The 21,303-nt window shown below is 46.5% G+C and carries 10 protein-coding genes; 2 read left to right on the top strand and 8 right to left on the bottom strand.

Annotated features, from left to right (window positions below; translation table 11 throughout):
• Nucleotides 1-128: 128 nt before the first annotated feature.
• A complete protein-coding gene (locus BM736_RS01850; protein ID WP_076409811.1) occupies nt 129-4,478 on the bottom strand; it encodes a collagenase in 4,350 nt (1,449 codons plus the stop codon).
• A gap of 513 nt (nt 4,479-4,991) precedes the next feature.
• Here BM736_RS01850 and BM736_RS01845 point away from each other — a divergent pair.
• Nucleotides 4,992-5,471 carry an aminoacyl-tRNA deacylase gene (locus BM736_RS01845; RefSeq protein WP_076407957.1) on the top strand — a complete coding sequence of 160 codons (480 nt, stop codon included), beginning with the start codon at nt 4,992-4,994 and terminating at the stop codon, nt 5,469-5,471.
• Nucleotides 5,472-5,946: 475 nt separating this feature from the next.
• On the opposite strand, the gene BM736_RS01840 is transcribed toward BM736_RS01845, so the two are convergent.
• From BM736_RS01840 to BM736_RS01810, 7 genes are all read right to left on the bottom strand, one after another.
• Entirely contained in the window at nt 5,947-7,689 is a 1,743-nt protein-coding gene (locus BM736_RS01840; protein ID WP_076409809.1) for a glycogen/starch synthase, read from the bottom strand.
• A gap of 42 nt (nt 7,690-7,731) precedes the next feature.
• Entirely contained in the window at nt 7,732-9,000 is a 1,269-nt protein-coding gene (glgC, locus tag BM736_RS01835) for a glucose-1-phosphate adenylyltransferase (RefSeq protein ID WP_076407955.1), read from the bottom strand.
• A 99-nt stretch (nt 9,001-9,099) separates the two neighbouring features.
• Nucleotides 9,100-11,622 (bottom strand): glycogen/starch/alpha-glucan phosphorylase, encoded by a 2,523-nt coding sequence (locus BM736_RS01830; RefSeq protein ID WP_076407953.1) that lies wholly within the window; start codon nt 11,620-11,622, stop codon nt 9,100-9,102.
• Nucleotides 11,612-13,750, bottom strand: coding sequence for a glycogen debranching protein GlgX (gene glgX / locus BM736_RS01825; protein WP_076407951.1), 2,139 nt, complete (start codon nt 13,748-13,750; stop codon nt 11,612-11,614). Before glgX ends, BM736_RS01830 begins: the two co-directional genes overlap by 11 nt.
• Nucleotides 13,737-16,004 (bottom strand): 1,4-alpha-glucan branching protein GlgB, encoded by a 2,268-nt coding sequence (glgB, locus tag BM736_RS01820; protein WP_076407949.1) that lies wholly within the window; start codon nt 16,002-16,004, stop codon nt 13,737-13,739. The genes glgX and glgB overlap by 14 nt, the downstream gene beginning before the upstream one ends.
• Nucleotides 16,001-18,202, bottom strand: coding sequence for a 4-alpha-glucanotransferase (gene malQ, locus BM736_RS01815; protein ID WP_076407946.1), 2,202 nt, complete (start codon nt 18,200-18,202; stop codon nt 16,001-16,003). The genes glgB and malQ overlap by 4 nt, the downstream gene beginning before the upstream one ends.
• A gap of 329 nt (nt 18,203-18,531) precedes the next feature.
• Nucleotides 18,532-19,692, bottom strand: coding sequence for a porin (locus tag BM736_RS01810; protein ID WP_076407944.1), 1,161 nt, complete (start codon nt 19,690-19,692; stop codon nt 18,532-18,534).
• Between the two features lie 412 nt (nt 19,693-20,104).
• Between BM736_RS01810 and yiaY the strand changes: the two genes are divergently transcribed.
• Nucleotides 20,105-21,253, top strand: coding sequence for an L-threonine dehydrogenase (gene yiaY / locus BM736_RS01805; RefSeq protein ID WP_076407942.1), 1,149 nt, complete (start codon nt 20,105-20,107; stop codon nt 21,251-21,253).
• Nucleotides 21,254-21,303: the final 50 nt, after the last annotated feature.

Genomic DNA, 21,303 nt, shown 5'->3' with positions numbered 1-21,303 from the left:
GGGCCATTTTTTTATCTCTTTTAAAAAGTATCGACCGCCGATTTCAATTAATACAAAAAAACGAGCCTTAGTGACCTAAGACTCGTTTGTTTAATTACAAGCTACTACCTATTATCGGCAGCCTGTTGCTATTTAAGCGTTACCTTCAATGTTACATCCTCGCTGCTTGGCATACTTTGCACTGAAACATAGTACCAACCCGATGTAGGTTGGTTCACTGTCACACTCTCGATAGTGCCAGGGTTGCTTGACTTACCTGTATTGTTATTAGCATCAGGCCAGCTCTCACCAACATATAGCTCCAACTCTCCAACACCATGCCCCGTCTCAGCGGTTAAGCTCTGCGTACCTGCTGGCACATTGATATAGAAAGATGAGCGACCATTTTTAACACAGATGGGAACGCCATCACTGATGCTACCGTAGTCTTGTGGTGACTCAGTTGCACACATATCTGCAAGTGCAGTTGGCAGCTCTGGTTCAACAGGTGGTTCTACTGGAGTTGTGCCAGGGTCTATCAAGCTGACCTTCAAGGTTACACCTGAATAGCTAGTGCCGGTGTCGATAGCGATATAGCGCCAGCCGCGATTAGCTACAACATGTAAAATCTCACTGTTACCGCTTAACTCAGATTTCGCCTGTGCATTGGTCGATGATGCCCAAGTATCTGCATTAAAGTAGATATTGGCATCGCCGTCTCCGCCCTTTGTGCTGATGTAAAGGTTGGTATTATCATTGTCTACATAGACATAGAAGCTTCCTCTACCACCTGAGATACACTCCTCATTTTCAAGGGTCAGCTTGCCAGAGGTGATCGTCGCAGCGCCGCAGCTCTGTACCACACCGTTGTTAGGATCGTTTGGATAAGCATCGCTATTATCCCCAATACCATCACCGTCACTATCTAGGGTTTCTGTGGCATCATTTGGGAAAGCATCGGCGTTATTACCTACACCATCACCATCGCTATCAAGGGTTTCTGTCGAATCATTCGGGAAAGCATCGGCGTTATTACCTACGCCATCACCATCGCTATCAACGGTTTCTGTCGCATCATTTGGGAAAGCATCGGCATTATTACCTACACCATCACCATCGCTATCAGCGGTTTCACTCGCATCATTTGGGAAGGCATCGGCATTATTACCTACACCATCACCATCGCTATCAAGGGTTTCAGTCGCATCATTTGGGAAAGCATCGGCGTTATCACCTACACCATCACCGTCACTATCAACTGATTCGGTAGGATCATTAGGGAATGCATCTTGTGAATCGATAACGCCATCACCATCGCTATCAACTGGCGTAGTGCCACCACCAACAAGCGCTTGAGTGATTTCGTAATCGTTGCTCACCCCCTCTTCAGTCATAACCGCTACACCTAAACACTGACCGGCAGTATTGGTGATAGCCGCGCGGCGATTACCAAACCATTTCCAGCTCGTGAGGCTATCGTAGGTTTCGCCAGTCGCTAGCGTGGTATAACCAAAGCTTTCACTGAGTTCACCGGTTTCATTATCTACACGATAGACACGCACAGGCGTATCACTGTTATTGATAAACGAGAAGTCAGCCTCAAACGGCCCAGTTAGATGCTTATTCATCAAATCACAGCTGCCTATGGTATTAGCGGCCGGAATCACTTCTGGCGCCGCAGCATTAGCAACAATTGATTCATCAATAACAAAATCAGCCGTAGTGTTATTAAGTACGCCAACACTTAAGCAGTTTAAGCGTGCATCGGCTAACATAAAGCGGCGATCGCCATACCAGATATCTGAGGTGTAGCTCTCCCCTTTGTTTAAGGTGCCGTAACCAAAGCCAAAACCTGTGGCCGCACTGGCATACTTAGGCTTACCAGTTAAGTTATCGACTCTGAACAAGCGAACCGGATAATCTGTGGTATTGGTGATCGTAAAGGCATGGGACTCATCCTTAATAAGATGTGGCCTTACAAGCTCACAGCTGCCAAGCATATCTTGCTCGGGGATCACCTCAGGCACCACATCTTTCACTAAATTTGCATCGATTGAGAAGCTGTTTTGCACAGGCGCCATCACCGCCACACCTAAACAGTTCATCGCATTATCGGTCAGCATCAAGCGATCGCCTTCAGACCAACTAGCTGCTGTGTAACTTTCGCCTAAATGTAATGTTTTATAGTTCTTGGCAAAGTTTGCTGTGCCCTTGTTATTATCTATCCAGAACAGAGATACCGGCGTGTCTGTGGTATTGGTCACCGTATATTCAGTCTTACTGGCATCAACCTTGCGAACATATTGCTGAGCCAATGCACAACTGCCTATGGTATCGGCAGCAGGAATCGTCGCTGCAGCAGGAGCCTGAGTGTCAGAATTCGCTAGCACAAATGCTTCAAAGCCAGCTTCAGTACGCTCAGCCACACCTTTTAGTACTTCAACATAAGCAGCATTATCACCCGCTTGCAGCGCCGATGTGATAGCCGTTATTTCACTAGGATGCTCCTCACTCAAGTAACGCATGGCAAAATAGCTCCATGGGTACAAGTTATCATAGCCATAGGCCATAAATAGCAGGTTATAAAGCGGTGGTATGGTTTCACCCTTGAGGGTATTTAACGTGCGAGTATGTTCGGCGCCGTTCGCCATATACTCGGCCATTCCCTCAGACCAAGAGACATTATAATCAAATGACCCGTAGGAGCCAGCCTTGATATAACGACCATCTAAGTAGTGTACTAACTCATGCTTAAGGTTATAGATCTGATCGATATACTCACAAGAGCTTCCCACCCACGCGTCCGGACACTGCATAGCTATAAAGCGCGCCTGGTTGCCCACATTCTCAGGTGTACCTTCTAAGTACATGCCGCCATTATCTGTGCTGATCCCAAAAAACTCAGGCGCATACTTTTCATAATCCTCAGGGCTGGCAAAGGCCACAACTTCAATAACCTCATTTTGATCGCCAGTAACGGGAACCCCGCCTGTATTAAAGAAGTTATGGAACGCAGTCTCTTGCTCCGCAATATCGGCGCAAGACTGAGTTAAGGTTGCCTGACTGATACTTGATTGCGCGCGAATAACCACCTTATCGGTACACTCATGACGCACGGTTAAGATATCTTCCTCTTTTGGCGGTACTACGCAGCTACCAAATAGAGGGTCGCTCGCTTCACATTGGCGACCCGCCGATTCTAAGTAGTTTTTAGTCACTATGGTCTCAGTGGTTTCCACCGAGATAACCTGGGTCACCTTGCCGTGAACTTCGAGTACAGTACTATCAAAGCGCGCCTTCGCTTCCTCTGTCGCGATACTCGACACCTTACCTAGTGCGATAAAGGTATGCGGCAAAATCCACTTTCTGTCGGCTTCTGTAGACCACTTCATATCCAGTGACGTCTCACCTAAGAAGGCAAATGAGCGCAACACCGAAAGTACATCGAGCATATTGCTGTTATAAGCAGATTTAACCGATGCGTCACCGTAATATGCCCCAGAGCCAATAGCCCCTAGTAGCGCCATCGTCGCATCGCCGGCATTGCTGGCATCAAAAGGGTTAGTTTGGGTAGAGTAATACTGAATTGTCGCTAACAGGTGAGGCAATTGATCTTTAAAGTATGCAGCGCCAGCACCACGCTCAAAGTTATTCAGCGCTTTAGCATAGCCTTCTTGAATCACACCACCTTCACTGCTCAAAAAGCCATTCATGCTTGCTACCGCTTGCAGCGCAATGCTCAGTTTGGCAGCCTCTGCATCTGTCATAGCTGGGGCGTAATATTTGTATGAGCCCATAAAGTAGAGCAGTTGATTCAGATCCGGATCCGTTAGGTCATTGGTACTCGCCAAGTAATGAAGTGCATCACTGACATCATCAATGGGGTCATTCGCCCCACTGGCAATACCTTCAAAGTCACTGTAAGTCGCCGCTAAAATGGTTGGGATAGTGCTGCCATATTGTGATTTTGATGAGATAGCAGGTGCGGGAAGATCGACAAGAATATGAGTATCAAAGACAATATAATCACCCATAGGTGGAGGCACGTCACCACCAGTGACTGTCACCTCTAGAGTGGTTTCTTGTATGTTGCCATTGATCTTAAAATAACGCGCCCCCGCACGAGAGACAAAAGAGAGTGATTCATTGTTCGTGCCAGCAGTAACACTGCTTAACTCGACATTACCGCTCCAATCATCACCGTCATAGAGCAAGATATCGGCATCACTGCCACTGAATGTGCCACCAGATGTAGTGATCGTCACATCGCTATTTTCATAGGGCACATTGACGTAAAAATAATGACCATAATCGGTAATACAGTGGGCTTGATTTGCCGGTACTTCACCTTGGCGCGCTAAGGTTTTAGTGCCGCACATCTCAGCAGCCTGAACGGACGAGGTGTAGAGGGCGCTTAGATTCAGGGATAGTAAGATAGCACTTGCGAGTAAAGACTTTCTCGGCGAAAGGCCGCTTGTTGATTTTATTATGTTTCTCATAGGGTTTACCTCATGCAACGACGCCAGCAAATCGCTGAACATACAATTCATATAAGTAAAAGACACTTTAGCTCTACGATGCGACCTGTAGATATTCCATTAAACTGCACAAATAAACCTGTGCAGGTGCCTTTAATAATCCATCTCTATTTATCGATTTTATTTTCTACTTTCTAACAAGTAGTATTTTTGTTAATAAAATGTTTCTTTTTTATTTCTACTGTATATTGCATGCAAAAATCAAGTGCTAGTGAAATTTAATCATGTTTAAACACGAACAAATTCTCAAGTAGAGATGAACAACCAAGAGATATATGGCTAGGTTTCAATTAGATAAGGTAGGCAGGTTTCGTTTTTAACAAAGATTAATTATGAGTTTCTAATCTATGCAAAACTAACTAGCACAAAACAAACTAGCGATTTTAGAGATTCAGGTTTGAACTTTAAGACGGCCTTTTCGCCTCTGGACTATAATTACAGCTAGTGTCATATCGGTTTTCAAGAGGTAACACTATGACTATTTCTACTCGATTAAATGAATACCTGCAGGATAATAAAGTTAATTATGATCTCGTTTCCCACCCCCACAGCTTCAACTCAATAAGCTCAGCAATCGCAGCCCAGGTCTCCCCCTCACAGCTAGCAAAGGCGGTAATTTTAGAAGATCATGAAGGTCGAAAAATGATGGCTGTACTGCCAGCTAATCATAAGATCAGCCTCGGCGCTTTAGGAGATAAATTAAACCGGGATCTTCATCTGTTAAAAGAGCAGTCGGTTTATCAGATGTTTAATGATTGCGAGAACGGTGCTATTCCCCCACTGGGTGGGGCTTATAACTTAGAAGCAGTTTACGATGATCTTTTAATCGAAGCTAAGGATATCTATTTTGAAGCGGGCGATCATGATAGTTTGGTACGGATCAGCCGCAAGGACTTTGTCACACTAATTAAAGATGCCAAACACCTAAGATTCAGCCACCAAAATATTCATTAAGCTTTCCTTTGTATGTCAGCTTGTCACTTCAGGTTTCAAACATTCACTGAATGCTTGAAACCTGAAAGTCATCACTAACGAGTTAACGACCAAAAGCCAATACCAATTCCATTAAAGAGTTGACCATTCAGCGGGAGTTAAAACCGCTGTAGGCAAGGGCAATATTTACTCCTGCAATATAGACATTCACCACATCCTTGTGGCTTTAAGTGGATTGAAGCTAATAGTTATTCTCGGCAACAGCTCCTGCGTTGCTCTACTTCCTGCATCCATGCAGTCATATTTCGAAAGCCACATGCGCAGCATAAAGGGGGTTTCCCATGTTTATAAGATAGCCGCACTTCGTGAGCGTCTCAGGACTTCCACTCCTGCGTTGCATCGCCTCAAAAGGGAATAACCATTTCTTCAACAATGCGTCTTGGATCGAAATCCCTGAGAAAGCTCTGAATTGAGCACATGTTTAATGGAACTGGTATTACTCAAACTGATAAAGCTGCTGTTTATATTTAACCGCGCTTGCTTGCCAGTCAAAGCGCTGCCGCCCTGCCAAGCTTTGCATTGTCAGCCACTGCTCACTGTTGAACGCCTTTAACGCATCACCAAATCGCGCCAATAAATTACTCGCTTGCTCTGCTAGGCCATGGCCTACAAACTGATAGCCCGTTTCATTATCTATTACGGTATCTTTCAAACCGCCAACCCCATGAACCAGGCACAACTGACCGGCTCTCATCGCTAACATCTGACTGATCCCGCAGGGCTCAAAGGAGCTTGGCATTAAAAAGAGTTCTCCCTGTTGGTAAAGCCCTCTTGAAACCGTTTCATCGTAACCGTTAAGAAAGATAAAGTTGGAATACCTCGCGGCAACCGCTCTAAACTCATCGGCAATCACCTTATCTCCACTGCCCAGTAAAATAAACAGTCCGTCAGGATAATGCGCAGCTAACATTTGCAATATCGACTCAAGTACTGAGATCGATGGCCCTGTTTCTGGCTGCACTTTTTGCCTGAGAATGAGGACTTTTTGATCGGTCAACCGTCCCACCGATGTCACTAGCATGCTCGGGGTCTCACTGGCTCCCTCAAGCCCTGAATAGCGACGCCACAACTTAGCGATACGCGTTAATGCTATCTGATCACAGCTAGAGACCCATTGAGTATCCCCCTGCCACGTTATGAGTGCCTGCTCCATATCTGATAGGAGCTGCCCCCACTCAGAGCTATACTCTTTTTGAGCTGCCAGTTTTGTGCCACCTGACGTTTTATGTTGAGATTTTACAAGCCCAAAAGGGGTTGCATCATTAACCCTTAAGTTATCTCTAACGCTGGGTTCATCGTTGCACACAACACCTTTTTCCCTAGCATGATTAGCCACCAGCGGTGTATCTTCATACACGCAAGCGTTTAAAATCCCAAAGAGGTTACCAGCATCTTGTTTACGCTGAAGGTCCCACTCCAAGCCTTCGCCACCAAAAAAGCCCGCGCTGTGATTAGATGCTTGCAATACCTCCAGCGCATAAGTGGGCGAGACTAAGTGAACCCTGTCGCTAATATTGATACCAGCTCGCATCGGATTGATACAGTGGGGATATCTAGGGTCGATAATGTGATTAAGCGCCTCGCTGGGTAACTGAGATAACAGCTCAGGAAACCATGCCGCCAGTGAGGATGACTCATCCCGAAGCGGACGCGTTCCTTGAATCGCAAGATTATGGATCGTGTATACGCAAGGAAGATGCTTTAATGCTGAAAATGCCCTATCGAATCGGCTAAGCACAGCAAACATAGCCATATGCCAATCGTGCAGGTGCACCAGCTCAGGCATAGGTAATAGCTGCCGCTTTAACGCCGTCGCCACGCACAGACAAAACAAAGCAAACTTATTGGCATCCTCAGCAAAAGGCCTACTAGGGTCTCCCTGAGTATAAATTTGCAGATCTCCACTCTCCTCGACTAGCTCAATAAAGTAGATAACCGCTTGGGGCACATCAGGATGCGGCGCACACAAAAGCTCAACCCCGCGAGTACGGCCACCAAATACAAGCTCAAACTCAGCTATCTTAGTGGCATTGACAGTACCTGCCAGAAACCCATAACTTGGCATTATCAAATCTAGGCACACACCTTGCTCAAATAAGGCCTTGGGAAGCTCGCCAATCACATCTGCCATACCACCCACTTTTGCCCCTGCAATGGCACCATTTTCTGCAGCTAACATCAGGACTTTCTTCACACTCAACTCCTTAACCTCTACGCGTGATTACTCATAACCCGCAGGTAAACCCAGCATGTCACGGGTCACTAACACTATCCCCTTCTCTGATACCCTAAAGCCCCGCTTTCTGTCATGTGCATGGTCATAGCCAATCACAGTCCCTTCGGGGATAATGCAGCCCCTGTCTAAAATGGCATTTTTAATCTTACAGTGCCTTTGAACCACCACATCGGGCAAGATGACAGAATCTTCAACCACTGAATAGGAGCAGATACGGACCTCATTAAACAGTACGCTACGACGTACTGTGGCCCCTGAGATGATGCAGCCTCCTGACACGATGGAGTCTAATGTCATGCCACGTCTGTCATCATCATCGAAGACGAACTTAGCGGGAGGGAGCTGCTCCTGATAGGTCCAGATAGGCCATTTTTCATCATAGAGGTTCAATGGCGGAGTCGGTGAAAGCAGCTCCATATTAGCCTGCCAAAAGGAGTCAAGTGTGCCAACATCTCGCCAATAAGCCTTTTCATTATCAAAATCACAGCAAAAGGGGTAGGCAAACACTTTATGCTCTTTAATGATCGAAGGAATAATATCTTTGCCAAAGTCTCTATCAGACTCTTCATTCATGGCATCTTTCTTTAGCTGCTCAAACAGAAACTCAGTATTGAAGACATAGTTTCCCATCGAGGCTAAACATGACTCTGGATTATCAGGCAAGTGCTTAGGTAACGCAGGCTTCTCTTCAAAACCCAAAATCTGATTTGTATCATCAACTTCTACCACACCAAATGCCCCTGCGGCCTCAGCCACAGGCACCTCAAGGCATGAGACCGTCATATCAGCCCCTGACTCAGCGTGGGCAGCAAGCAGGCCAGCATAATCCATACGATAGACATGATCGCCAGATAAAATCATCACATACTTTGGCAGCTCATGACGTATGATATCCATATTTTGAAACACGGCGTCCGCCGTCCCCTGATACCAGTTTTCAGAGTGACGCTGTGATGCAGGCAAGATCTCTACCGACTCACCTAACTCCTTTTTAAAGTGTCCCCAACCACGCATAACATGGCGAATGAGTGAGTGAGACTTATATTGTGTAACCACACCAACACGGCGAATACCCGAATTGATACAATTTGATAGGGGAAAATCGATGATTCTAAATTTGCCGCCAAAATAGATCGAAGGTTTAGCTCGCCACTCCGTAAGCTCATGTAACCGAGAGCCCCTCCCCCCCGCTAAAATGATGGCATAAGTATCACGGGTTAAATTACTGATATAACGTGGACTCGGATTAGGCATAGGTACTCGCTCCTTGAGATTCATTGCTTAACATTGTTTGGCTGTAGCTCGTACACACGGGGGTGACTGGGTAACACATGACTTCTAGATACAACATGATTAAGCCCTCCAGATATCATCACGGTAGCCGGCAATAGTGACATCACTAGAGAAACGGCCACTGCACGCGGTATTGCGTATACTCATTTGGGTCCAACTTTTGCGGTCTTTATAGGCATCAGCGACCCGCACTTGTGCCAGTCGATAGGATTCAAAATCAGCTGCCGTCATCCAAGGATCATTGGGAGATTTAATACTGGCTATGATGGGATCGAAAATCCCCGGCTCTTGCAGATTGAAGTAGCCACTTTCCATCAAAGTCATCACGTCGGCGAGCGCCGGGCTATCTTTGATAAGTTGCGCTGGCTGATAATTAGGTTTTAGCGCACTCACCTCATCTGCATTTAATCCAAACTGGAAGAAGTTCTCTTCACCCACCTCCTCAAGCATCTCAACATTCGCCCCATCTAAGGTGCCAATGGTCAATGCGCCGTTCATCATAAACTTCATGTTTCCTGTCCCAGAGGCCTCTTTGCCGGCGGTGGATATCTGTTGGGATAGATCCGTTGCCGGACAAATTTTCTCCATGGCACTGACGTTGTAATTTGGCAGAAAAGCAACTCTTAAGTAAGGCACCACATCTGGGTCTGAATTGATCATGTGAGCGAGATTATTAGCAAGCTTTATCAGCAATTTAGCCATCATGTAACCAGGCGCTGCTTTACCGCCAATTAACACACACCTTGGCTGCAAGTCTTGCGTCTTGTTTTCACTCACCGCTGTTAATGTTTTTTGATAGAGGTGGATCACATGAAGAATATTGAGTAACTGGCGCTTGTATTCGTGAATACGTTTAACCTGCACATCGAACATCATCTCAGGGCTAAACTCAACACCGCACTCGCGGGCAATCATCAAACTTAGCTCACGTTTATTGGCGAGCTTTACCTGCTGCCACTCCTCAATCATCTCTTTATCTTCGGTGAAGGCGTTGAGTGCTTGTAGATGTTGCAGATCCCTGATCCATTCCAGACCCAGGCGCTTATTCAGCAGCGCAGCCAACCTTGGATTACAGTGAGCAAGCCAACGTCTCGGTGTGACGCCGTTGGTTCTGTTATTAAACTTTTCTGGCCAGAGTTCATAAAAGGATTTGAACAGCCCAGAGGTTAATAACTGAGTGTGTAATCCAGCGACCCCGTTAACAGAGAAGCTAGCCACAATGGCAAGATAGGCCATACGTACGTGTGGCTCATGGCCCTCCTCAATGATCGACATCTTATTAAGCATGTCACTGTCGCCGGGCCAATGGTGAGCAACATCATCTAGGTAACGTGCATTAATCTCGTAGATGATCTCTAACACCCTTGGCAGCATCTGCTCAAACATACGTACAGGCCAACGCTCTAGCGCTTCTGGCAGCAAGGTATGATTGGTGTAAGCCATGGTGCTTGTGGTGATCTCCCACGCTTGCTCCCACTCCATGGCGTAATGGTCCACCAGCAAACGCATCAACTCAGGCACAGCAACACTTGGGTGAGTATCATTAAGCTGCATGACATTGGCGTTAGCAAAGCCACTAAAATCATGACCGTTTTGCTTTACCCAATTATTGAGCAGATCCTGAAGACTAGCTGATGAGAGGAAGTACTGCTGCCTAAGGCGCAACTCTTTACCATTTTCACTGGCATCATTGGGGTAAAGCACCATAGTGATCTGTTCGGCCAGGTTTTTCCGCGCCACAGCCTCGGTGTAATCCCCCTGATTAAATTCAGCTAAATCAAAATCATCCGTAGCTTCAGACTTCCACAGCCGTAAGGTATTTATGCGACCATTTCGGTAACCTGGTACGGGCATATCATAGGCCACCGCTTTGACATCTTGAGTATTGAGCCAGGTCATATGGCGTCGCCCTGCTTTATCCACATAACTTTCTGTATGACCAAAAAACGGCACAGTCACGTTATGGTTAGGCACTCTGACCTCCCAAGGGTTGCCATCTTTTAACCAGCGGTCTGGTCTTTCGATTTGGTAGCCATCGACAATTTTCTGGGCAAACATGCCATATTCATAGCGGATCCCATAACCTGTCACCGCTAAATCCATGCTGGCACAGCTATCCAAAAAACAAGCCGCTAATCGGCCTAAACCACCATTCCCTAAGCCTGCATCATGCTCTAAGCCCTCTAAGGCTTCTAAATCAACCGCATACTGATTCAATGCTTCACGGCTCTCATCGGTCAGCTCTAAATTAAGCAAAGCGTTGCCTAAGGCGCGTCCCATTAAGAACTCCAAGGAGAGGTAAGCTACCTGCTTAGTCTGATATTGACTGTCTTTATTTCGCGTCTCTCTCCAAGCACTGAGCATCTGATGCTTCACACTGGACGCTAAACCATGAAACAGGTCGTGCTTGACGTGCTCCTGTTGACCCAGACCATTATTCATATAGCGCGCCAGTGAGGCTGATAACGAATCACAGGGCGGGCAATCTTGTTGCTGGATTTGGTCGCCTTGCTGCACCTTGCGTGCCTTATTCGGTGAGGCTTTTTTAGAGACCTTGTCTCGCTTTGTGGGACTAATACTCATGCACAGCTTCCTTAAATTCAGCGTAAAACAGCATCAAACTGCGGTCTTGCAGACGATATGATGTGCGGCATTGTGCAGAGACAGAGCCTGCCTCAACAGCCGTTTCAGTATCTTGGGTGTGTAATAGGCACTGCCAGGGGGAGAGGCTCTCGAGGCTAGGCAGACAAAAATTGAGCGGCTGCTCATCGGCATTGAGCATCAATAACAGCGCCTGACGACACCCCTTCTGCGCTTCTAATTCACCACTGATAACAACACTTAAGCTACGGGTTTGCGTCTCGCTCCAGAGCGCTTTGGTCATCACCAGTCCCTGGCGGCAAAACCAGTCCAAGCCTGGCGCGTTTAAGTTGGCATTCTCGTGAATATAGTGACGATGACAAAGCAGAGGGAAACGTTTGCGCAGATGGATCAGCTGACGGGTAAACTGCAACAGCGCATTGCTGCTCACATCTTGCTGCCACTGTTGCCAGCTTAGGGGGCTATCCTGACAATAGGCGTTATTATTCCCCATTTGAGAATGGCCCACTTCATCGCCGGCCAGCAACATAGGTACGCCTTGAGACAAAAAGAGCGTTGTGAGGATATTTCTGCACTGTCTGGCACGCAGAGCATTAATTTCAGGGTTATCAGTCACTCCCTCAACCCCATAATTGTGGCTGAAGTTTTCCTGGTGACCATCGCGGTTATCTTCACCGTTGGCTTCATTATGCCGCTGGTTATAACTAACTAGATCCATCAGTGAGAAGCCATCATGGCTAGTCACAAAGTTCACGCTCGCTGCAGGGGGCCTTCCCGAGTGCTCAAACAAGTCACTTGAACCATGAAAACGCCTGGCAAATTCAGGTAACATGCCAGAATCTCCCCGCCAGAACCTGCGAATGGTATCTCGGTATCTATCATTCCACTCACTCCAGCCAACTGGAAATTGCCCGAGTTGATAGCCGCCAGGTCCAATATCCCAAGGCTCGGCAATGAGACGTACCTGACTGAGCACAGGGTCTTGCGTCAATACATCGAAAAAGCCACTACCGGCATCAAAACCATGTGCTTCTCGGCCAAGACAGGTCGCTAGATCGAACCTAAAACCATCCACTCCCATCACCTCAACCCAGTAACGCAATGAATCCATTACGAGCTGCAACACATAGGGGTGGGCCAAGTTAAGGGTGTTACCACAACCAGTATCATTGATGTAATACCTCGGCTCACTTGGGCTTAGGCGATAATAGCTGGCGTTATCAATCCCCCTAAAACAGTAAGTAGGCCCTAAACGGTTCCCCTCTGCGGTATGGTTATAAACCACATCCAAAATCACTTCGATACCGGCTTGATGAAACTGTGTCACCATCTGGCGAAACTCAGATATCTGATCGCCACTTAAATAAGCTTGATGGGGGGCAAAAAAGCCGATGCTGTTATATCCCCAGTAGTTAGTGAGCTGCTTATCTTGTAAAAACGGCTCATCAAAAAACTGCTGTACAGGCATTAATTCGACGCAGGTGATCCCTAGGTTTTTAAGATAAGCTATCGACTCTGGGCTAGAGAGCCCCGCAAATGTTCCTCGCTTATGCTTAGCAATATCTGGGTGTAACTGGGTAAAACCTTTTACATGCAGCTCATAGATCACGCTGCGCCGCAGTGAGAGTGAGACCTCCTCCTGACTGTAGCTTTTCTGCACCGGCAAGACAGCCTCTAGGTGGCGGATATCGACCACACGACACTTGGGCATACTGGTAGCGTTATCTCGGCTGTCGAATGACAGATCGGCGAGTGCACCATCGAGTTGATAACCGTAATGAGCGGGATCATCATGGCACTGCCCCACCAGCTGTTTGGCGTAGGGGTCGAGCAGGAGCTTATTGACGTTGAACCTGTGACCAGACAAAGGCTGATAGGGGCCATCAACTCGATAACCATATAACAAGCCTTCACTGGCGCCTTCGAGATAACCATGCCAAATATTCTGAGACTTTCGTGGCAGGATAAAGCGTGCGACCTCATCCCCTCCCTTCTCATCGAATATACACAAAATCACCTGAGTGGCGTGGGCTGAAAACAGCGCAAAGTTCACCCCATCAGCATCCACACTCGCCCCTAATGGATATGGCTTGCCATTAGTGAGCTTCATCACAAGCACCTTGAACTAACGATGTATTTGGCGCTAGCACGACACAGCTTAGCGGCGGCACTGTGATAAGAGCGCTTTGAGGCATGCCTTGATAGGGCATTGCCTCACAGATAATGACGCCCGCATTCCCCACACCACTGCCGCCGTAATGCACACTGTCGCTATTGAGAAGCTCTGAGTAATGACTTTCCTCAGGTAGGCCAAGTCGAAACCCATGATGTACCTGAGGCGTCATGTTGATAACGAACACTAAGTGATCGTCACCAGTTGCACCGTAACGAATAAAGCTAAATATGCTGGCCTGATGATTGTCACAATCAAGCCATTGGAAGGTTTCAGGCAGGGCATCGCAACTATAGAGGGCTGTCTGGCTTAGATACAGCTGGTTAAGGTCTTTCACCCATGCCTGTAATCCTTGATGCGGCGCATATTGCAGCAAGTGCCAGTCTAAACTTTTATCATGGCTCCACTCATCACGCTGACCAAACTCCCCGCCCATAAACAGTAATTTCTTACCCGGATGCCCCCACATAAAGCCCAGATAGGCTCGGACATTGGCAAACTTCTGCCAGTCATCTCCCGGCGCTTTATGCAGAAGTGAGCCTTTACCATGCACCACCTCATCGTGACTCAAGGAGAGAACAAATTGCTCGCTAAAGCAGTACATCAAGCTGAATGTCAGTTCATTTTGGTGATGGCTACGGTGAATGGGATCTCGGCCTAAATACCTTAGGCTGTCATTCATCCAGCCCATGTTCCATTTAAAACCAAAACCTAAGCCGGACTCATCGACTCGATGAGTAACACCCGGCCAGGCAGTAGACTCTTCAGCTATCATCACTATGCCAGGAAAACATTGGTAAAGCCGTTGATTTAAAGTCTGTAAAAACGCTATGGCTTCAAGGTTTTCACGTCCGCCATGAACATTAGGCTGCCATTGCCCCGGCTCTCGGCTGTAATCGAGGTACAACATGGAAGAGACCGCATCGATCCTGAGGCCGTCAAAGTGAAACTCCTCTAACCAGAAACATGCATTACTCAATAGGTAGCTTTGTACTTCACCGCGACCATAGTTATAGATCAAGGTATCCCAGTCTGGATGCTCACCTTGCATCGGGTCTTGGTGCTCATACAAGCAACTGCCGTCAAACTTAATAAGGCCGTGGGGGTCTTTTGGAAAGTGCGCCGCCACCCAATCAAGTACCACTGCGATCCCAACTTGATGACAAGCATCGATAAAGCGTTTAAGACCTAAGGCATCACCAAACCTATGACTTGGCGCAAATAATCCAACTGGCTGATAGCCCCATGAGCCATCAAAAGGGTACTCACTGACAGGCATAAGTTGTAAATGCGTGAACCCCATCTCAACCACATAGGGGATCAACTCATCAATTAACTCTTGATAGTTGAAATAGCCCTCACCATCCAACCCTTTTCTGCGCCAGGAGCCTAGATGCACCTCATAGGTAGAGATAGGTGCATGATGCCATGTCTGAGTTGCACGGCGGTTAATCCAGCTTTCATCCTGCCACTCATGATTACGCTTTAGAGGAATTAACGAGGCATTATCTGGTGCGCCCTGCATCGCCTTAGCATAGGGATCTGACTTGATGATCCGCTCACCAAAAGCGGTGATTAACTCAAACTTGTAGTGCTGCGACTCTTCAACATCTGGAATAAAGATCTCCCAGACCCCATTCGCTATATGCTGACGCATTACATGGCGAGTGGCGTCCCAGTGATTAAAATCCCCAACAACAGAAACTCTATGCGCATTAGGTGCCCATAAACAAAATAACACGCCTGGAGTCTTATTTATCTCACGCCAGTTAGCCCCTAAAAAATGATACGCTTGCTGCTGACGGCCTTCACCAAAAAGGTAAAGGTCATCATCATTTAAGCCGCTGGAAAATTGGTAAGGGTCGATGATCTCCTCAACGCTTAAGGGATACTCCACCCTCAGCTTATAGGGAAAGGGTTTTACCCTGCGTCCCATAACTCCTGCAAATAGCCCCTCATCATTGACTCTTTCAAGACTGGCCACCTTACGGTTATCCTTAAGGCTAACCACATCAACCTTAAGTGCGCCACGCAGTAAACAGCGAACAACGAGCTGAGGCTTACTGGCTTTTACTTGGTCTTTATCGTTTGAAGTTAAGTGCATACCAAGTAGAGCAAACACATCACTATACTCGCCATTTAGCAGCGCGATATCGGCGCCATCGTGAAAGTGCGGGGCATTTTGAGTCATCTTATCTCTTCCGTTAAGTTTACAGTTCTCTTCACGCCAACATGGGATGCACCTCTGTGGGATGCAAGAGTTCGAAGCAGTTGCTTCACCTTTGGCGAGTGGGCTAAGTCATCGAGCAAATAGGGCAAACGGCGCTGCCAATTGGCGTACTGTTTCCAGGTTCCAGGAATGTTAACGCTATGGCGCTCGCTGATCAGATCGCACAGCTGAATACTCAGTAATGCTGATGCGCTCATGGCAATGAGTCGAACCCAAGCTTCTAATAGATACTCAAACTCCAGTTCATTTAATTCACCGATAAACTGACCTGTAGAAAAAGCATGCTGCTGATTGAGCAGAGACAAAAGTTGCTGCTTTTCACCTTCCCGCAGCGTCAATGCATCCCCGAGCGCTTCATCCGTGTTAATCAGCTCAAGCTGACGTTGTAAATACAGATCACTTGTTGACCACCAGGCCGCCAATGTCGGGACATCATGGTTCGCTAACATCATTAAGCTGTGGGATTTATGTTGTGCAGGTTGCAGAAAACCATCGAAGTGCTTACTGAAATAAAACAGTTGGTTAGAGTAGATCCCTGCTTGACTCAGATACCCATTGAGTTCAGGCGGTACAACCCCTAAATCCTCACCAATGACGCAGCAGCGAGCAAGGTGACTCTCGAAATTGATAATGGCCAAAAGGGCCTCTAATGGGTAATAAACATAGGCGCCAGCGCCAAGTTGCGGATGACTTGGGCACCACCATAATCTGAGTAGCGCCATAACGTGATCGATTCTTAACGCCCCACAGGCGGCCATATTGTGTCTGACTATGCTGATAAAATGGCGGTACCTGTCCTGTTTTAGCTCGATGGGGTCTAAGGGCGTTAATCCCCAGTTTTGCCCCTGAGGTGCAAAGGGATCGGCTGGCGCTCCAATACTTGCTTGCTGACAAAACAGCTGGCTTTTTTGCTTCACCTCTATACCAGAGGGGGATGCCCCTACTGCAAGATCTCGAATTAGTCCCACGGACATGCCTAACGCTTTAGCTTTCGCCTGGCAACCTTCAAGCTGCTCTTCGGCAACAAACTGAAGATAGTTATAAAACTGCGGATCGCAGCTAGGCCCTTCGCCTGCCATTTCAGCTGAATAGAAAGCTAAATCTTCCCCTTGAGCGTCGATAAACTTAAAAAATGCCTGAGAACGGGGGGAATTAGTCATGATTTCATGTTGATGAAATGCATCAAAGAGGAGATGAAAAATAGCGTATTTAGTCTCTATGACCTCTTGATAGCTGAGCCAATTATCTCGATTAAGAGATAGCTTTTTCTCCGCCAACGCCCCTTCAAGTAACTCAGGCTCGACGTAGTGATATTCCCTCAAATTGGTAATATTGATATAAAGCGGATTAAGCCGCCTTCTATCACTTGGGCTATATGGGCTCATCGCATCATCGCTAGATAGCGCCAATGCATGCAGTGGGTTTAACTGAATAAAGTCCCCCCCTTGCAGGGCGATAAACTCGATTAACTTTGCTAGATCGCCAAAGTCCCCTATTCCCCATTGTTCATTAGAGCGCAGTGAATATAGCTGAATACTGACCCCCCAAGGACGTGCCTCTCTATCTGGGTCGACTTTTAAATTTGGGATATCTTCGAATTGAAAAGCTTGTATGGGGGCAACTAACAAGGTGCCTGTTTCAGTGATGGAACGGTCTGACAGTGAGAGTTCGAGCTGGTGATAGCCAAGCTCAAGTTCGATACCGAGCTCAGATAATGGAATGCGATAATTAAGATACAGCTTACCTTCATGACTGTAGTTACCAATCACCTCAAAACCTGCAGGAAACAGCTCAACAGTCTGCTCATCTCTTGCTTCGCCGCCAGCTTCAATACCTGCTTCACAAGCATTTTCACAGCGAAGGCTCAGCCATAAACTGTGTGGGTAACTCGCAGGCAAATTAAGTGTGAAACTCTGGTTATTTATATAGGTGTGCTGAAAACTTGCTAACAGATATGTCCAGGGCTTAGCATCTAACTCCTGCACCCTATCACCGAGTTCAGCGCATTTTTCAGCCGTTGAGGTGAGTTCATCAGAGCGATTAAGCATACATTTCAATACGCCTAATCTATCTTGCTCAGGGATCGTGACATTTTTCCCGTTGCAATCAATAAACTCTGCACCAACACCTTGCAAATACAGTAACTTCTCAAGCTCCATACCTGTCTTCCTTGTGCTTAAAGAGCAAGGAGTGCTCTCAACTTACAATTCACAGGCCTTAATCTTGCTTGTGAAAAATAACAGCTTGAAGACAGATTTATGTCAAGGGGATGACATGCGATAGCCGCTAAATATCAATATCTTATACTTAGCTTTGTAAGAAAGTCGAAGAAAGTAAAGCGGTGAAGAAGAGGTCTAGTCTATTAAGGTCGAAGAGGCCGCGCCTATTAAGCGCGGCCGTGGTTTTGATGCTGCATAGATAGCTCAAACGGTTAACTCATACTCATCACTTGTGCTAACGGTCAGTAACCATCATTTATGCTAATTGGTTAGAAACGCCAGTCTTTAGCAAAGTCATACCTAAAACCTATACTCCAAGAATCAAAGTCACTCAGGTAGTCGTAATTTTTAGTCAAATATTCAATGTGAAAGCGCAGATTATCATCAGGTAACCACTCAAATGTAGTGTTATAACCATCATACCTTTGACTCAAAAGGGTGCTGCGTCCATCATCAAAATCAAAATAACCTAACTTAACTCTAAATTGTTCGCTTAACCTATATGCCGTTGACACGTCGAGTGTATGACCACTGCGTTCTTGAGAAATTAGATCCCTTTGATAAGTTTTATCCTGATACGCCGCAGCTAGGTATAAACCATTACTAAAATCATGGGCTAATGAAACAGCCCATACCTCATCTTCGCCTGTGGTCAAATCCCCCTCTAGAGTATCTTGAACTAGGTAACTCACCGCACCATGAAACCCACCTTGATCATACCCTAAACCTAGGTTGACCATATCGGCACTACTATTACCGCTGTCTCCATCGAACTGGGAAGCGGCCATCCAACTAAACCCACCGGTTTGAAGGCGGTAGGTCACCATGTTATCGACAAAAAATATCCCTTCTGCATCGTAGGAGAAAGGACTATTGGCATGATTAAAAATATCCACATACTCGGCAATCAGCAGATATTGTGGAGGGCGCTGTTTACCCACTGCAACTCGGCCATAAGGTCCTCCCACAGCCACATAGGCTCGTCTAGCCTTACCGAAATCACCATTGTTGGAGATATCAATGCCCCACTCCCCATGTAACTCGGCGGTCCAGCCTGGCATAAACTCATTGGTCGCTTTTATCCCTGCATGGGACAGGGCATCACGCACATCCCAAAAAGACTCAGCATCTTCATCGAAGTAACCTAAGGTTGGCCTCATCGTGGCGTAAACACGTAAGGTATTGTTAAGGGGCTTTTCAGGCATAGTCTCAGGTTTGGCCTCTTCGCTTACCTGCACTTGCTTGGCAACACTCGCTTGCCTGAGCTTTTCCGCTTCTTGGGCTTTCTCTAAGGCTAACACCTGCTGCTGTAACTGCTCTATCTGCCGTTTCAACTCAGATAACGTTGTTTCAGACTCTGCACTTTTCACGGAAAACGTAACAGAAGAAAAGCTCACAAAAAGAAGCAGTAAAACAGGGAAAACTCTCATGATTCTCAACCAAAATTAGCAGGCGATAAAAAAAGTATAGACTATCCCTTGGATCTAACGCTTTAAGGTAACGATAAGCGCTGCCGCTTGTTTCACATTGTGCAGACCATTAGTACAGTCCATCGTACTTACTAAATAGACTCCCTCTCTATATCCAGCATCTGGCCTCTGGCTTACCACTGCTCACTTCTCAAAAAGCTCACTCTCATCGGTTGGTACTTGTTAGCTAGATAATTCCTCTATCCATGTCATAAAATTACAAATTTAGTAACTCAGCTCTAATTTTCAGCCAAATATTACGCTAACCTAGTCCATTTTTAGAGTTAGATCACAACCTTCTACTATCAAGGTTGGTAATTTGGTTACCAGAAAAGATAACAACTTTTAACATTTAAGCATAAAGGTGATTTTTATGGCTGCTAAATTTTTTATCCCATCTGTCAATGTGTTAGGTAAAGACGCTGTCGATGAGGCTATTGGAGATATTAAAACTCTGGGCTTTAAGCGCGCATTGGTTGTCACAGATAAACCATTGGTTGAAATAGGGCTTGTTGGACAAGTAGCAGAAAAACTTGGCGCAGCAGGAATCGTCGCCACTATCTTCGATGGTGTGCAGCCAAACCCAACTTCAGGTAATGTAGAAGCTGGCCTTGAGCTTCTCAGAGCCAATGATTGTGACTTCGTAGTTTCTCTTGGCGGTGGGTCTCCACATGATTGCGCTAAAGGTATCGCCCTAGTCGCAACGAACGGTGGCAGCATCAAAGACTACGAAGGTCTTGATATGTCAGCTAAGCCTCAACTTCCATTAGTCGCCATAAACACCACTGCAGGTACGGCAAGCGAGATGACACGTTTTTGTATCATCACTGATGAAGCTCGCCATATTAAGATGGCAATCGTTGACAAACATACAACGCCTATTCTCTCAGTCAACGACCCAGAGCTCATGCTAGCAAAACCTGCCGGCCTTACTGCTGCCACAGGTATGGATGCACTCACTCACGCAATTGAAGCCTATGTTTCAATCGCCGCGAACCCAATCACAGATGCTTGCGCGATTAAAGCCATTGAGCTTATCAAGGCAAACTTAGTTGAAGCGGTTGATAACGGTCAGAATATTGATGCTCGCGACCAGATGGCTTATGCACAATTTTTAGCAGGTATGGCATTTAACAACGCAAGTCTTGGCTATGTTCATGCCATGGCTCACCAACTTGGCGGCTTCTACGACTTACCACACGGAGTTTGTAACGCACTATTGCTACCACATGTTCAGCAATACAATGCTCAAGTTGCCGCACCGCGTTTGAAAGATGTCGCTAAAGCCATGGGAGTGGATGTTGCTACCATGAGTGACGAGCAAGGTGCAGCCGCAGCTATCGAAGCCATTAAAACGCTTTCCGTTGCAGTTAAAATTCCTGAGAACCTCACTAAATTAGGTGTAAAAGCTGAGGATATTCCAACATTGGCTGAGAATGCATTAAAAGATGCATGTGGCCTCACTAACCCTAAACAAGCAACACATGAAGAGATTAGCCAGATTTTTGCTAATGCTCTCTAACAGTTTTGTGACCTATCTCTATCAAACTAGGTTACACATGTTATAAAGTG

Source organism: Shewanella sp. UCD-KL12, assembly GCF_001957125.1.
Classification (GTDB): domain Bacteria; phylum Pseudomonadota; class Gammaproteobacteria; order Enterobacterales; family Shewanellaceae; genus Shewanella.
Note: the sequence above shows the minus strand (reverse complement) of the source record. Positions and strands in the feature narration are given on the sequence as shown.